This is a genomic window from Longimicrobiaceae bacterium (genome assembly GCA_035696245.1).
Lineage (GTDB): Bacteria > Gemmatimonadota > Gemmatimonadetes > Longimicrobiales > Longimicrobiaceae > DASRQW01.
In genome coordinates, this window is the sequence record DASRQW010000215.1 from 22,046 (window position 1) to 36,107 (window position 14,062).

At 71.8% G+C, this 14,062-nt stretch carries 12 protein-coding genes; 7 read left to right on the forward strand and 5 right to left on the reverse strand.

Translation table 11 applies throughout. The features are described from left to right. Positions 1–70 precede the first annotated feature (70 nt). Positions 71–1,339, reverse strand: coding sequence for a hypothetical protein (locus VFE05_10080; GenBank protein ID HET6230403.1), 1,269 nt, complete (start codon positions 1,337–1,339; stop codon positions 71–73). 761 nt (positions 1,340–2,100) lie between these two features. Between VFE05_10080 and VFE05_10085 the strand changes: the two genes are divergently transcribed. The 7 genes from VFE05_10085 to VFE05_10115 all read left to right on the forward strand — a co-directional run bounded on the left by VFE05_10085 (position 2,101) and on the right by VFE05_10115 (position 8,590). Then, positions 2,101–2,259, forward strand: coding sequence for a hypothetical protein (locus VFE05_10085; protein HET6230404.1), 159 nt, complete (start codon positions 2,101–2,103; stop codon positions 2,257–2,259). Positions 2,260–2,369: 110 nt separating this feature from the next. Beyond that, positions 2,370–2,531: a hypothetical protein gene (locus VFE05_10090; GenBank protein ID HET6230405.1), complete on the forward strand. Its 162-nt coding sequence runs from the start codon at positions 2,370–2,372 to the stop codon at positions 2,529–2,531. A 78-nt stretch (positions 2,532–2,609) separates the two neighbouring features. Continuing rightward, the gene (gene gwsG, locus VFE05_10095) at positions 2,610–3,599 is read left to right on the forward strand and encodes a grasp-with-spasm system ATP-grasp peptide maturase (protein HET6230406.1); all 990 of its coding nucleotides are present in this window, start codon (positions 2,610–2,612) and stop codon (positions 3,597–3,599) included. Further along, complete coding sequence (locus VFE05_10100; GenBank protein ID HET6230407.1) at positions 3,596–3,823, forward strand: hypothetical protein; 228 nt, start codon at positions 3,596–3,598, stop codon at positions 3,821–3,823. Before gwsG ends, VFE05_10100 begins: the two co-directional genes overlap by 4 nt. After that, positions 3,820–4,920, forward strand: a complete 1,101-nt coding sequence (gwsS, locus tag VFE05_10105; protein HET6230408.1) for a grasp-with-spasm system SPASM domain peptide maturase — start codon at positions 3,820–3,822, stop codon at positions 4,918–4,920. Before VFE05_10100 ends, gwsS begins: the two co-directional genes overlap by 4 nt. Beyond that, complete coding sequence (locus VFE05_10110) at positions 4,917–7,148, forward strand: peptidase domain-containing ABC transporter (GenBank protein ID HET6230409.1); 2,232 nt, start codon at positions 4,917–4,919, stop codon at positions 7,146–7,148. Before gwsS ends, VFE05_10110 begins: the two co-directional genes overlap by 4 nt. Beyond that, positions 7,145–8,590 (forward strand): HlyD family efflux transporter periplasmic adaptor subunit, encoded by a 1,446-nt coding sequence (locus VFE05_10115; GenBank protein ID HET6230410.1) that lies wholly within the window; start codon positions 7,145–7,147, stop codon positions 8,588–8,590. Before VFE05_10110 ends, VFE05_10115 begins: the two co-directional genes overlap by 4 nt. Positions 8,591–9,002: 412 nt before the next feature. On the opposite strand, the gene VFE05_10120 is transcribed toward VFE05_10115, so the two are convergent. The 4 genes from VFE05_10120 to VFE05_10135 all read right to left on the reverse strand — a co-directional run. Further along, entirely contained in the window at positions 9,003–9,950 is a 948-nt protein-coding gene (locus VFE05_10120; protein HET6230411.1) for a peptidyl-alpha-hydroxyglycine alpha-amidating lyase family protein, read from the reverse strand. 407 nt (positions 9,951–10,357) lie between these two features. Next, positions 10,358–11,713 (reverse strand): MFS transporter, encoded by a 1,356-nt coding sequence (locus VFE05_10125; protein ID HET6230412.1) that lies wholly within the window; start codon positions 11,711–11,713, stop codon positions 10,358–10,360. A 96-nt stretch (positions 11,714–11,809) separates the two neighbouring features. Beyond that, on the reverse strand, positions 11,810–12,568 hold the full coding sequence (locus tag VFE05_10130; GenBank protein HET6230413.1) for a glucose 1-dehydrogenase: 759 nt from the start codon (positions 12,566–12,568) through the stop codon (positions 11,810–11,812). 58 nt (positions 12,569–12,626) lie between these two features. Beyond that, a partial coding sequence (locus VFE05_10135) for a heparinase II/III family protein (protein ID HET6230414.1) occupies positions 12,627–14,062 on the reverse strand: 1,436 nt, incomplete at its 5' end.

A 14,062-nucleotide genomic window follows, 5' to 3' on the forward strand; every position in this document is an offset into this window, starting at 1 on the left:
TCCGTCAAGACTTTTCTTCACGAGCGTTCCCGGAGCCTTCGATTACCGTCTGCCGACGCTCGACCTCCGTTCACCCGCTGGCCGCCGATCGAGCTTCTCCCGATTCGCGGTCCGCGTCGGGACTGGAGATGCACGCCGAGCCGGCGGATGCACGCATTGTCTCGCCATCGCTCCGCGGCTGCCGCACGCTCCACCCGCGCGCCGCTGACCACGTCGGACGCTGTGCATCTCCCGAAAACACGACGGGCGCGGCAGATGGATGCCGCGCCCGTCGTGTTTTTCCGTTCTCCGCCACCCGATCCAGCCGGACCGAGGCGCCGGGATGGTACGGGCGCCCGTTAGCGCGCGATGTACGGCTGGAAGAATGTCCAGATGTCGCGCCACATCGCGGGTGTGATGTCGTGCGCCACGCCGGGATAGGTGCGGAAGACGGCGCGCGGGAGAACCGGCCGGTATAGCGCCTCCGCGGCGGGCCAGCGAGCCACCGGCGTCGCTCCGAAACGCAGCACCTCCGCCCGCTCGCGGGGATCGTAGCTGTCGTCGTACGGCACCGAATCGTTCGTGTCGTCCGAGCCGAGGAAGAGAAGAGCGGCACCTCGGCCGCCTTCGCGCGGTCGAACACGTGGCCGGAGATGGCGCGCATGTCCGCGACGCCGGCCGGGTACGTCAGCGCGTGTCCGTGGTGCGACGCGACCGGCGCCATGGGCCACGCGCCCGGCGCGCCGATGGATGCCGCCTTCACGCGCTCCGGGTGCAGCATCACGAAGCGGCTCACGAACATGCCCGCGGCGGAGTGGCCGTGCATCAGCACGCGCGGCTCGGCGGCGATCCCGTCGGCGGCCAGGCGGCGGCAGGCGTCGTCGATCATGGCGGCGAGCTGGAGGTCCGGGCGGCGGAGGGCTGGCTCCGGCGACAGCATGGCATCGCGGTCGAGCGCGTGCGTGTACACGCCGTCGCGCGACTTCGGCCGCGGGAACGCGGGCATGAGCAGGATAACGCCCTCGCGCCGGGCCGTGCGGCGAAAGAGCCCGGCCAGCTCGCGCACCCTGGCCTCGTGGACGGCGGGGTCGTCATCCACGATGCCGGTGTTGTTGGGCAGCACCAGGATCGTGCGGGTCCGCCCGAGCGCGCTGTCGGACCGCAGCGCCGGCGGCGCGTACAGGTAGTACGGCGACGAGAAGCCGTGCGCCGGGTCCGCCGCCACCCGCTCCGCCGGGGGCAGCGAGTCGGGCGCCGGAGCGGACTGCGCGCGCAGCGGCATCGCGGCGAGGGCGATCGCGGCGAGTACGGGCGCTCCGCCGCGGATCGCACGCGCGGTGAAGTCTCTATTCGGGTTCATCTGCAGGTCGTATGTCGGATGCACACGGAACATCGGAAGGTCGGACGCCGGTGCGATACGCATCCCCCGCCGCGGCGGTTTCGCTGACGGCCGACGCATCCTCGGACGTCGTCCACGAAACGGATCGCCTCGTCCTCTGCTCCCTTGCAGCCCCGCTGACGCGCCTCGTACCGTCGGCGCCCGCGAGGCGGCCTGGGTGCGGTGTCGGCCGCGGTCATTCACGGGCCGCTCGCTGCCATCTACCTCTTCGATCACCACCCCTGCTCGTCCCCGCCGTCATTCGTCCCGCATCACACGCCCCTGAGCCAGCTCCCCGTCCGCTCGTCCCTCCCACACGCGGTTCGCCACGCCACAGACGCTTTCCGCCACTTCACAGTTACGGCTGCGCGAGCCCCGCCGCATCCTTCACCAGCGATGAGGCGCACCGTTCCGCATCCAACCGGCCCCGAAGCCCGGCAGAAGAGAGGCTGGGCGCGGCCGAGAGCCAGCGCATTCGCCGGCCGGGCGCGCCGCGAACGAGGAATCGGAGCGGGCTACGGAACCGGCCGGTTCGAGAGGATCGATGGGACGAGGGTGCGGGGAGAAACCGGCCAGGGAGGACGAAATCGGCCGATTCGGACCATCCGCCAGCGAGAAGACGGACGACCGCGCGGATGGCGGTCGGACGGCGAGTAGGGAGAGTGGATCGCGCTCGGAGGAATCGGGGGCGAGGTGCCGGCGCCATCACCGGCTTGCAGGTGACCCAAGCGAGGGAGCGTACCATGAAGAAGCTGGAATCGCTCGACAGCGACCTGTTCCGGCCGCTCGCCGCGGCTGAGACGCTGGAGGTGGTGGGCGCGAGGGGGACGAGCGCCGTGTTCACCGGCCCCAGCCGTAGGGACGACGGCGACGGGTGGGACGGCGTGCCGCCTCCCGTCTGACGGGCGCGGCGAAGTGACCCGCTCCCGCCCGGGAGCAGCGCGGGGGTTCCCGCGATCCAGACCGATGCCCGCCGCGGAACCCCGCGCGGGCGACCCACGGAGATCCGAAGATGAGCAAGCTCGAGACGCTGGACCAGGCGCTGTTCCAGCCGCTGCCGCAGTCCGGGACGGCCACGCTGGTGGGCGCGATCAACATGACGTACCGCGGCGGGACCGTCGTCAACAAGCAGATCGTGGACGGCGACGAGACCAACGACAACTTCGTGTACTGACCACCCGCGGGAAGGCAGGCGCGGCGCCGCGCCTGCCTTCCCGCATCCCCCCATCCCCCCCGGCCCGGCCATCCGCCCATGATCGTGCTTCTCAGCCAGCAGGACTACGAGCACTCCACCGAGGACGTGCTGGACTGGATCGCTGCACTGGGCGGCCACGCGGTGCGGCTGAACGGCGAGGACGTGAACGAGGACGACCCGTTCGTGCTGGAGTGCACGGCCGACGGTGTGCGGGGCGAGCTCTCGCTGGGCGGCGTGCCCGTGCGCACGGGCGAGGCGGCGGCGGTCTGGCTGCGGCGAACGCACGCGCTGCACAACGTGGAGTTCGCGGCCGGGGTGGAGCCCCCGTCCGCAGGGCGGATGCTGCGCGGCTACCTGCTGACGGAGCTGCGCGCCACGCACCGGGCGCTGCACGCCGCGCTGGCGGGCACGCCCTGGCTCACCCGTCCGTGGCAGACCGACGTGGACAAGCTGCACACGCTCACGCTGGCCGCGCGCGCCGGGCTGGAGGTGCCCGCCACCATCGTCACCAACGACCGCGCCCGGCTGGCCGAGTTCAAGGCGCGCCATGGCCGCGTGATCACGAAGAGCGTGGGCAACGCCGTGTCGTTCGCGCTGGAGGACGGACGATACCCGCTGTACACGGCGGAGCTTTCGGACGAGGACGTGGCGGCGGCGCCCGAGCGCTTCTTCCCGTCGCTCGTGCAGGAGATGGCGGAGAAGGCCTTCGAGGTGCGCTGCTTCTACCTGGACGGGCGATGCTGGAGCATGGCGATCTTCTCGCAGCTCGATGCGCAGACGGCGGTGGACTTCCGGCGCTACAACGACGAGCGGCCCAACCGCACCGTGCCGTACCTGCTGCCGCCCGAGGTGGAATCGGCCGTGTGCTCGCTGATGCGGTCCATCCCGCTCGACACGGGCTCGCTGGACCTGGTGTGCACGCCGGAGGGCCGCCACGTCTTCCTGGAGGTCAACCCGGTCGGCCAGTTCGGGATGGTGTCTGCCCCCTGCAACTACTTCCTGGAGCGCGAGGTCGCCCGCTCCCTCATCTCCCGCGCATCGTCATGAGCCACGCCACGCCCGCGGGCCAGCCCCGCACGCTTCTGGAAGCCCTGCCCGCGCAGGTGCGCGAAGGCGGGCTCCTTCCCCTGCTCTTCTCGGTCTCGAACCGCGACGACGCGGGCCAGCCGCCCCAGCCCCGCGGCGCGCCGAGCGACGTGTACCACGCGGCCAACGCCTTCTGCGAGCACTCGCCCAAGCCGCTGACGCGCTGCTTCGCGGGGGGCTGGTGAGCGCCCCGGTCCTGCGCCTGTACGCGCAGTGCGTGCCGGTGCGCGGTGCCCGCCGCAGCACGATCTGCGACCTTCAGCGCGGGACGTACCGCCTCATCCCCAACGGGCTGTTCGACGTGCTCACGCTGCACCGCGGGAAGACGGCGGACGAGGTGAAGGCGGCGTACGCGCCGGACGAGGCGGACACCATAGACGCGTACTTCCGCTTCGTGGTGGAGAACGAGATGGGGTTCTGGACCGAGACGCCGGAGCGATTTCCCGATCTCGCCCTGTCGTGGGACGCCGCGGAGCGCATCACCAACGCGGTGATCGACGTGGGCCGCTCGTCGGCGCACGACTTCGCGTCGCTCTTCCGCCAGCTCGACGGGCTGGGGTGCAGGCACGTGCAGGTGCGGTGGTTCGCCCCGGTCTCGCCGGGCGAGGTGGATGCGGCCCTGGCCGGGGCGTCGCGCGGGCGGCAGCGCTCGGTGGAGGCGCTGGTGCCGTGGAGCGCCGAGTGGACGGACGATGCGTGCATCGCGCTCTGCGGCGGGCATCCCCGGCTGATGACGCTGTTCGTGCACTCGGCGCCCCAGGCGCGCGTGGCGGACGGGCCGGTGCACGTGCGCATCCGCTTCCGCACCGAGCGGGTGACGGGGCAGGACCACTGCGGGCAGGTGCATCCCATGTACTTCACGCCCGCCATCGGCCACTTCACCGAGTCGCAGGGCCACAACACCTGCCTCAACCGGAAGATGTCGGTAGACGAGCACGGCGAGATCCGCAACTGCCCGTCTATGCCGCGCTCGTTCGGCAATGCGCGCGGCACCACGCTGGAAGCCGCGCTGATGGAGCCCGGCTTCACCGACGCCTGGAAGGTCACGAAGGACCAGGTGGAGGTGTGCCGCGACTGCGAGTTCCGCCACGTCTGCACCGACTGCCGCGCCTTCACCCGCGACGCCGCGAACCCGCTGTCGAAGCCCGCCCGCTGCGCGTACGACCCGTACACCGCCACGTGGCCGGGGCTGGGAGACGCGCCCGCTTCCGTCGGCGTGCACGCCCCGGCCGACGCATCCGCATCTGCCCACGCATCCGCCTCCGCCGCGGCCGCCGCATGAGCGCGGGGGTGGCGGAGCGGGTGCGGGCGCGGATGCCGTTCCCGGCGTACCGGCAGCTCGACAGCATGGACTGCGGGCCCACCTGCCTGCGCATGGTCGCCCGCCACCACGGGCGCACCTGCTCGCTGGAGGAGCTGCGGGAGCGGTGCGCGCTCACCCGGCAAGGCGTGTCGATGCTGGGGATCGCCTACGCGGCGGAGAGCATCGGCTTCCGGACGCTGAGCGTGAAGACCGCGTGGGAGCAGCTCGCGGGCGAGGCGCCGCTGCCGTGCATCGCCCACTGGGGGCAGGACCACTTCGTCGTGGTGCACCGCGTTCGCCGCGGTCGAGTGCACGTGGCCGACCCGGCGCAGGGCCGCCGCGTGATCGGCCGCGACGAGTGGATGCGCGGCTGGGCCGGCATCCACGAAGACGGCCGCCGCATGGGCGCGCTCCTGCTGCTGGAGCCCACCCCCGCGTTCTACGCCGCGCGCGACGGCGAGGCGGAGCCGGGCCGGGCACGCGAGCGGCCGGCGCTGCTGCGGCCGTACCTGCGCGGCCACGGGCGCCTGTTCGCGCAGGTCGGGCTGGGCATGCTGCTCGGCAGCGGCATCTCTCTCGTCATCCCCCTGCTGGCCCAGGCGCTGGTGGACCGCGGGATCGGCGACCGCGACGTGGGGTTCGTGTGGATGCTGCTGATGGCGCAGGTGGCGCTCGTCGTGGGCCGCACCGCCATGGAGCTCATCCGCGGGCGCATCCTCTTCCACGTGGGCAGCCGCGTCTTCCTGTCGCTCACGTCGGACTTCCTGCTCAAGCTGCTGCGCCTGCCGCTGTCGTTCTTCGACACGCGCAACGCGGGCGACATCCTGCAACGCGTCAACGACCACCAGCGCATCCAGCAGTTCCTCACCGGCACCACGCTCAACGTGGTCTTCTCGCTCGTGACCTTCGCCGTCTTCTCCGCGGTGCTGGGCATCTACAGCCCGCTGGTGCTGGGCGTGTTCCTGGCCGGCAGCGCGGTGCACGCGGCGTACGTGCTGCTCTTCCTGCGCCCGCGGCGCGAGCTGGACCACCTGCGCTTCTCGGAGATGGCCCGCAGCCAGGGCGCGCTGGTGGAGCTGGTGGGCGCCATGCCCGAGGTGAAGCTCGCCAACGCCGAGCAGCAGAAGCGCTGGGCGTGGGAGCGCATCCAGGCGCGCGTCTTCCGCTTCAACCTGCGCGGGCTGGCGCTGGACCAGGCGCAGGAGGGCGGCGCCGTGCTCGTCAACGAGCTGAAGAACGCCGCCGTGCTCTTCCTCTCCGCCAGCCTGGTGGTGGACGGCAAGCTGACGCTGGGGATGCTGCTCTCGGTGCAGTACATCCTGGGCCAGCTCAGCCTTCCGCTCATGCAGCTCGTGGGCTTCGCGCACGCGGCGCAGGACGCGCGCATCAGCTTGCAGCGCCTGGCGCAGGTGCACGAGCGCGAGGACGAGGAAGACCCGGACGCCGTGCTTTCCGCCCTGCCGGCCGACGGCACGCTGGAGCTGCGCGGCGTCTCGTTCACCTATGGCGGCCCGCTGGCCGAGCCGGTGCTGCGCGGCGTGGATCTCGTGATCCCGCAGGGCAAGGTGACGGCCATCGTGGGGGCCAGCGGCAGCGGCAAGACGACGCTGCTGAAGCTGCTGGTCAAGTTCCACGAGCCCACCGCGGGGCAGATCACGGTGGGCGGCACGCGGCTGCGCGCCGTGTCCAACCGGCTGTGGCGGGACCGCTGCGGAGTGGTGATGCAGGAAGGGCAGCTCTTCTCCGACAGCGTGGCGGGCAACGTGGCCGCGGGCTGCGACGCGCCGCAGACGGAGCGGGTGCTGCACGCCGTGCGCGTGGCCAACGTGCACGGGTTCGTGGAGGCGCTGCCGCTGGCGTACAACACCCGCGTGGGCCGCGAGGGGCTGGGGATGAGCCAGGGGCAGAAGCAGCGCCTGCTCATCGCCCGCGCCGTGTACAAGGACCCCGCGTACCTGTTCTTCGACGAGGCGACGAGCGCGCTGGACGCGGAGAACGAGCGCACCATCATGGAGAACCTGGAGGAGTTCTTCCAAGGCCGGACGGTGGTGGTGATCGCGCACCGGCTGAGCACGGTGAAGAACGCGGACCAGATCGTGGTGCTCGACGCCGGCCGCGTCGTGGAGCGCGGCACCCACGCGGAGCTCACCGCGCTGTGCGGGGCGTACTGGCGGCTGGTGAAGAACCAGCTGGAGCTGGGATCGTGACGCCGCCTCCCGTTGCGCCCGCCGCGACCGTGACGCCGCACCCCGTGGGCCCGGCGCCCGGTCCGTCGCCGGAGGGCGGGATCGCGCTCGCGCCGGGGCTGGCGGTTCCCGGCACGCCGCCGCCCGCTGCCGGACGGGGCTTCCAGCTGCGGAGCGACGAGGTCGAGGAGGTGATCGGCTACGTGCCCGGGCGGCTCGTCAGATGGGGGACGGGCGCCGCGTCGCTCGTGGCCGCGGGAATGTGCGTGCTCGCCTTCGTGGTGCATTACCCGGAGGTGGTGCACGGCCGCGCGACCGTGACCACGCCCGACCCGCCGGTCCGCGTGGTCGCCCCCGCCGGCGGAGAGGTGCAGCGCCTGGCCGTGAGCGACGGCGATGCGGTGCCGGCGGATGCCTACCTCGCCGTCCTCCGCAGCGCGGCGGACTACCGCGACGTCGCCCGCGTGCAGGCGGCGCTGGACGCGATGCAGCCGGCGGTCTCGGGCGGCGCGGTCCCGGACGGCGTGAGCCTCCCGCTGAATCCGGTGCTGGGAGATGCGCAGTCCGCGTACACCGCGCTCACGCAGGCCGCCGCCGCCTACCGCGCGTTCGCGGGAGACGGGCTGTACGCCGCCCGCGCGGCGGCGCTGGACCGGGAGGCGAACGGCTACCGGGCGATGCGGTCGGCGCTCGCGGCGCGCGTGCGTCTGCTGGAGAGCGGCCGGGCGCTGGGCCTGCGCGAGCGCGACCGCGGCCGCACGCTGGCCGCCGCCCGCGTGCTCTCGCCCGCAGACGCGGAGCGCGCCGAGGCGGAGTACGTCCAGACGGCGCAGGCGCTGGAGGCCGGCCGCGGGGAGGCGGCGGCCAACGAGGTCCGGATCGCCCAGGCCGAGCGCGCCGCGCTGGAGCTTCGCCAGGCCCGCGCGGACGAGGACGTGCGCCTGCGCCTCGCCGTCCGCGCCGCGTACGACGGGCTGCGCCAGGCCCTGCGCGCATGGGAGCAGCGATACGTGCTGCGGGCGCCCGTGGCCGGCCGCGTCTCGTTCTTCCGCCCGCTCCAGGCCGGCCGCTACCTCGCGGCGGCCGAGCCGGTGCTGGCCGTGGTCCCCGGCGGCCGCCGCCCCGCCGCCACCGTCGTCCTCTCCGCCGCCGATGCCGGCCGGGTGCGCGCGGGGCAGCGCGTGGTGCTGCGCTTCGACGCCTATCCCGCGGACACGTACGGCACCGTGGAAGGCCGCGTGGAACGCATCTCCCTCGTCCCCGACCGGCTGGACGGCGGGGAGGACCACGCCCCGGCCTACCTCGTCTCCGTCTCGCTGCCGCGCGGGCTGGCGGCCTCCGGCGGGCGCGCGCTGGACTTCCGCCAGGAGATGCAGGCCCGCGCCGACATCGTCACCGGCGACCTCCGCGTCGCCGACCGCCTCCTCGCCCGCCTCCGCCCCACGTCCGCCCGCGGGAACTGAACCCGCCCGCGCCCCTCGCTCGATCCTCCACCCACCCACACAACCTAACCATATGTAGGGGTGCGATTTATCGCATCCGCCCCTTCCGTATGCTCGATATATCCGACCCGCGACCCTGATCCGCCGTCCCCGCTCCGCATCTCCCGACCCATCTCCGACATGCCAGCGGACCCCGCCGTGGCTGCCGCGTCGCCAGCATGGTAAGGCCATCCGTCAGCCAAGACGCGATGACGGGAGCCCCGGCGATCGGGCGAGGGTGACGGTATGGAGATGATCTCGCGCACGGCTGGCGGATGGACCGTCGAGAAATTCCGGGCCGGGTTGGTAGATGCGATGGATGATGAAAAGCCGGGCCGCGGATGACTCCCGCGGCCCGGCTTTCTCGCGTCGCCTTCGTCCCCCGGAATTCGCCTCAGCGGCGCGGTGCCGGGACGAACTTCTGCGTGCGCCAGTCGAGGATCTCGGCCGTGTAGACCTCGCCGTGCGGGCCGACGGCGAGGCCGTGCACGAGGTCCATCTGCCCGGACGCCTTGCCCGTGCGGCCGAACGCGCCGAGGACGCGGCCCTGCAGGTCCATCTCCAGCACGCGGCCGTTCGCGCCGTCCGCCACGAACAGACGGCGCCCGTCGGGCGAGAGGTCGAGCCAGGCGGGCTTGCCCACGCCGCCCCACTGCGCCAGGAAGCGCCCATCCGCATCGAACACTTGGATGCGCCCGTTCTCGCGGTCCGCCACGATCACGCGGCCGCTCGCGTCGATCACGACCGAGTGCGGGACGTTGAACTCGCCTGGCCCGGTGCCCTTCGTGCCCCACGCGAGCAGGAACCGTCCGTCGCGGTCCAGCTTCACCACGCGCGAGTTGCCGTAGCCGTCCGCGACGTAGATGTCGCCGTTGGGCGCGACGGCCACGTCGGTGGGACGGTTGAAGAGCATCTCGCCGTAGTAGAGCGAGTCGCCGGACTTGCCGCGGCGGCCCAGCACCATCCGCACGTGCCCGGCGGGATCCAGCTTCAGGACGTGGTGCGTCTCGTCGTCGGTCAGCCAGATGTTGCCGCCCGCGTCCACCCGCACGCCGTGCGGGTGCGTCACCAGCCCCTCCGCGTACGAGCGCACGAACCGCCCGGCCGCGTCGAACTCCGCCAGCGGCTGCGCGCCGCGGTGGAAGACGAACAGGTGCCCGTCCGGCGTCGCCTCCACACTCGACACCTCGCCGAAGTTCAGCGACGGCGGCAGCGTCGGGAAGCCGGGCACCGGCCGATAATCCAGCGCGGGAACGCTGTCGGCAGCCGGCGTCGTGTCAGCCGGGACCGGGCGTGCTGGCGCCGGAGCGGCGGAAAGAGCGAGGATCAGGAGCGGGATCATCTATCTGCTTGCGACGATAGGGTTTGGGGTGGCGGAGGGGGTGCCCCCTCCCCCAACCCCTCCCCCGCAAGCGGGAGAGGGGAGCTTGTTCCACGGTGGAGGCGGCGGTGTGCGCGGACCGGGCCTCGGGCGGGCGACGGGTGCATCGTCGTGAGAGGCAGCCGGAAGGCGGCGTCGTGACCACGACACGGCGTTTAGCGGGATGCGCGGAGTTTACCGATCCTCGCTAAACCAATCGCCCGCAAGCAGTTCTCCCCTCTCCCGCTTGCGGGGGAGGGGCCGGGGGAGGGGGCACCTCCAGCCCGCGCCGCATCTTCCGCCCCGCATCTGATGAAGATGAATCCCCGAACGGAGCCCCGGTACACTGAGAACCCCGTCCGCTCGTCATCTACCGTGTCCTGCCCCGCTCACTCCGCGAGCGCCGGTAGCGCGGGCAGCGCCGGGACGCGGTCGATGTGGCGGATGATGAGGAAGAAGGAGATCGCGCCCAGCGGCCCCATCAGCCCCACCAGCAGGTAGACCGGCGTGTACGAGTAGTGGTCCACCAGGTAGCCAACCAGCAGCGTGAAGAGCATGCTCGCGATGCCGGCCGCCGTCCCGCCGATGCCCGCCACCGAGCCCACGTCCTGCCGCGGGAAGCAGTCCGACGGGATGGTGATGAGGTTCACGTTCCAGCTCTGGAAGGCGAAGGCGATGATGCTCACGCCCGCCAGCACGCCGAAGTTGCCGGACGAACTCACCACCGTCGCGACGCCCAGAGGCAGCAGGAACGCGCTGGTGATCATCACCACGCGGCGCGCGCGGTCCACCGCCCAGCCGCGGCGAATGAGCAGGCTGCTGATGGCGCCGCCGGACAGGTTGCCCACGTCGGCCCACAGGAACGGGATCCACGCCAGCAGGCCGATGAGCGCCAGGCTGAAGCCGCGCGCGTTCTTGAGGTAGTTGGGCAGCCACGAGATGAGGAACCACCAGACCGGGTCGGTGAAGAAGCGCGCGGCGATCATCGCCCACACCTGCCGGTGGCGGAAGAGGCCCAGCCAGGTGTGCCGCGGCCCCGCGGCCCCGCCGTCCTGCGGCTGGTCGCTCATGATCAGCGCACGCTCCTCGTCCGAGAGCGTGGGGTGCTTCGCGGGCGTGTGGTAGAAGAAGAACCACAGCAGCATCACCAGGATGGACAGCGCCGCGCCGATGAAGAAGGCGTAGTGCCAGCCGAAGGTGAGCGCCACGTACACGATCACCGGCGGCGCGACCACCGCGCCGATGCTGGCGCCGCTGTTGAAGATCGCCATCGCGAAGGCGCGCTCGCGCACCGGGAACCACTCCGCGACCGACTTGGCCGCGCCGGGCCAGTTGCCGCCCTCGCCGATGCCCAGGAGGAAGCGGAACGCGGCGAGCTGCACGGCGCTGCGGGCCGCGGCGTGCAGCATGGACGCGACCGTCCAGATGCCCACGAAGAGCATGAAGCCCACGCGCGTGCCCACCTTGTCCAGGATGCGCCCGGAGATGGACTGCGAGATGGTGTACGCCAGCAGGAACATGGTGACCACGCGCGAATAGCTCACGTTGGTCATGTGGAACTGCTCCATGATCGTCGGCGCCAGCACCGACAGGGTCATGCGGTCTACGTAGTTGACCACCGTGACCAGGAAGATCATCCCGATCATCAGCCAGCGCAGGCCCTTGAACCGCCCCGCGGGCGACGCTCCCGCGCCGGTGGACGCGTGGCCGCGGGCGGCCTGGGCCGTGCTCGTCGTTCTCGCCATCTCGCTCCGTGGATCTCCGCCGCGGGGGCGGGTGTGGATGCGCGCGGGCGCCGCGTCCGCCGTCGTTTGGCCGACGGACGGGCGCCGCGGTTGTCGCTAGATGAAGTACGCGCCGCCGTTGATCTCCAGCGACTCACCGTTCACGTACGACGAGGCGTCGGAGGCCAGGAAGAGCACGGCGTTCGCCACGTCGCCCGCCTCGCCCTCGCGGCCGGCGGCGGTGCGCGAGGCGACCACCTGCCGTACCTCCGGCTTGGTGAAGGTGTCGTGGAACGTGGTGTTGATCATCCCCGGCGACACGGCGTTCACGCGGATCTTGCGCGGCGCCAGCTCCTTGGCCAGCCCGCGCGTGAGCGTGAGCACGCCGCCCTTCGCGGCCGAGTACGCCAGCGCGCCGCCCCCGCCGCCGTCGCGCGCCGCGAGCGACGAGACGTTGACGATGGCGCCGCCGTCGGCGAAGTGCGGGAGCGCGGCCTGCACGGCCAGGAAGACGCTCTTGAGGTTGAGGTCCATCACCGCGTCCCAGAACGCCTCGTCCATCTCGTCGATCTTCTTGCGGGCCAGGATGCCGCCCGCGTTGTTGACGAGGACGTCGATCCGCCCGCCGAACGCCGCCAGCGTCTCGTCCACCAGGTGCTTCACGCCCTGGGCCGTGCTCACGTCCGCCTGCACGGCGACGGCCTTGCCGCCCGCCGCCGTGACCTCGCCCGCCAGCGAGTTGGCGCGGCCGGCGCTGCTGTTGTAGTTGACGACGACGGCCGCGCCGCTCTCCGCCAGCTTCCGTACCACCGCCGCGCCGATGTCGCGCGCGCCGCCGGTGACGATCGCCACCTTCCCGTTCAGGTCCACTCGCATCTCTTTCCCTTCCACGAAATGTCGATAGATGTCGTAATCCCGTCCGCTCCCGTGCGCCTCAGCGAGGCGCCTGGAGACCCTGGACGGAGTAGTTGCCGGTCCACTCGTACGTCTGCCCCCCGAAGGCCACGCGGTGCCGCGCGGTATCCGACGCGGGGCCGTTGCTCACCATCACCGTCCAGCGCAGGCCGTCCTTGCCCGTCACCTCCACCACGCTGGCCTCATCGCTCTGGCCGATCACGCGGACGGACTGGATGCTGGGCCGTGCATCTGCCGAACGCTCCTCCAGCTCGCTGAAGAAGCCGTGCGGCTCGATGGCGCTGGCGAAGAGCTGGTCGCCCGCCCGGCGCCGGAGGATCATCGCCGGCTCCTGGATCAGGTTGAAGCTCGGGTCGCCCGCCCCCGTCCGCGCGAAGATCACCTGGGTAGACGGCGCGCCCGCGGTGGTCACCGAGTAGTAGCGGTGCCCGTCCAGCCAGGTCATGCGGACGACGGAGTCGGTGGATGCGGACGCCTCGTTCCACAGGTGCTGGTATCCCGCCGCGGTGCCCAGCGCGTCCTGCCGCGCCGTGTGCGCCTCGTACTTCACGTTCGAGGCGACGAGCTGCCCGCGGAAATGCACGGGATAGTCGTACGTGTGCTGCGCCGCGCTCTTGAGGCGGTACAGGTCGAGCACCACGGGGTACGGCAGCCGCGCGTCTCGAACGAGCAGCATGGTCCGCTGCATGGAGACGCCGGGGTAGAAGCCGTCGGCCTTCGCGCTCATCGCCTGCGCCGCGGGGTTCCGCGCGTCGAAGAAGTGGCGCGTGGCCCACTTCTCCTCGTCCGCCCTGTAGCTGCCCGCGCTCTGCGACTGCCCGTCCACCGTCACCGTGTTGTGGGCGATGGTCTGCTTGGCGTACGAGTCGTTCTCGGGCAGGTACCGGCCGCCGAACTTGGGCTCGATGTTGATCCACCGGCTGAACCCGTAGTCCGGCACCACCTCGTTGCCGCCGTCGAAGAAGATGAAGTGCAGCTTGTCGAAGTGGCCGTGACCCTGGCCGTGCACGCCGTACTTCATCAGCAGCATGGTGGCGTCGGTGCCCTCGCCGGAGCGGAGGATGCCCAGGCCGCCGCGCGCGCCGTCGGCCCCGTCCGTGAACTCCACGCTGCCCCAGCGGGCCTTCGGCGTTCCCGCGTGCGCCGCCATGTCGCGGGCGACCTTCAGGCCCGCTCCGTTGAGGATCACGTCGCCCTGCATGGCCGCGGCGGCGAGCAGGCTCTCGTCCGCGCCGTACTGGCCGTAGCCGAGATCGACCGCCACCGTCGCCTCGGGCGAGGTCACGTCCATCGTGCGCGAGGCGTCGTTGATGGGCGCGAAGACGCCGTTCGGAAACGTGGTCTGCATGGCCGAGTACAGGGCCTTCTTCAGGATCCCGCCGCGGTAGGCGTAGATGCCCACCTGCGGCTGGTTGCGCTGCACCGCGTCCGCGAGCTGGAAGAACGGGAGCAGGG

Excerpts from the sequence above, each read along its gene's own strand:
- gwsG (HET6230406.1), top strand. The coding sequence starts at position 2,610 with ATGATCGTGCTTCTCAGCCAGCAGGACTACGAGCACTCCACCGAGGAC.
- VFE05_10130 (HET6230413.1), bottom strand. The coding sequence starts at position 12,568 with ATGCGAGTGGACCTGAACGGGAAGGTGGCGATCGTCACCGGCGGCGCG.
- VFE05_10125 (HET6230412.1), bottom strand. The coding sequence starts at position 11,713 with ATGGCGAGAACGACGAGCACGGCCCAGGCCGCCCGCGGCCACGCGTCC.
- VFE05_10120 (HET6230411.1), bottom strand. The coding sequence starts at position 9,950 with ATGATCCCGCTCCTGATCCTCGCTCTTTCCGCCGCTCCGGCGCCAGCA.
- VFE05_10085 (HET6230404.1), top strand. The coding sequence starts at position 2,101 with ATGAAGAAGCTGGAATCGCTCGACAGCGACCTGTTCCGGCCGCTCGCC.
- VFE05_10100 (HET6230407.1), top strand. The coding sequence starts at position 3,596 with ATGAGCCACGCCACGCCCGCGGGCCAGCCCCGCACGCTTCTGGAAGCC.
- VFE05_10090 (HET6230405.1), top strand. The coding sequence starts at position 2,370 with ATGAGCAAGCTCGAGACGCTGGACCAGGCGCTGTTCCAGCCGCTGCCG.
- VFE05_10110 (HET6230409.1), top strand. The coding sequence starts at position 4,917 with ATGAGCGCGGGGGTGGCGGAGCGGGTGCGGGCGCGGATGCCGTTCCCG.
- VFE05_10080 (HET6230403.1), bottom strand. The coding sequence starts at position 1,339 with ATGAACCCGAATAGAGACTTCACCGCGCGTGCGATCCGCGGCGGAGCG.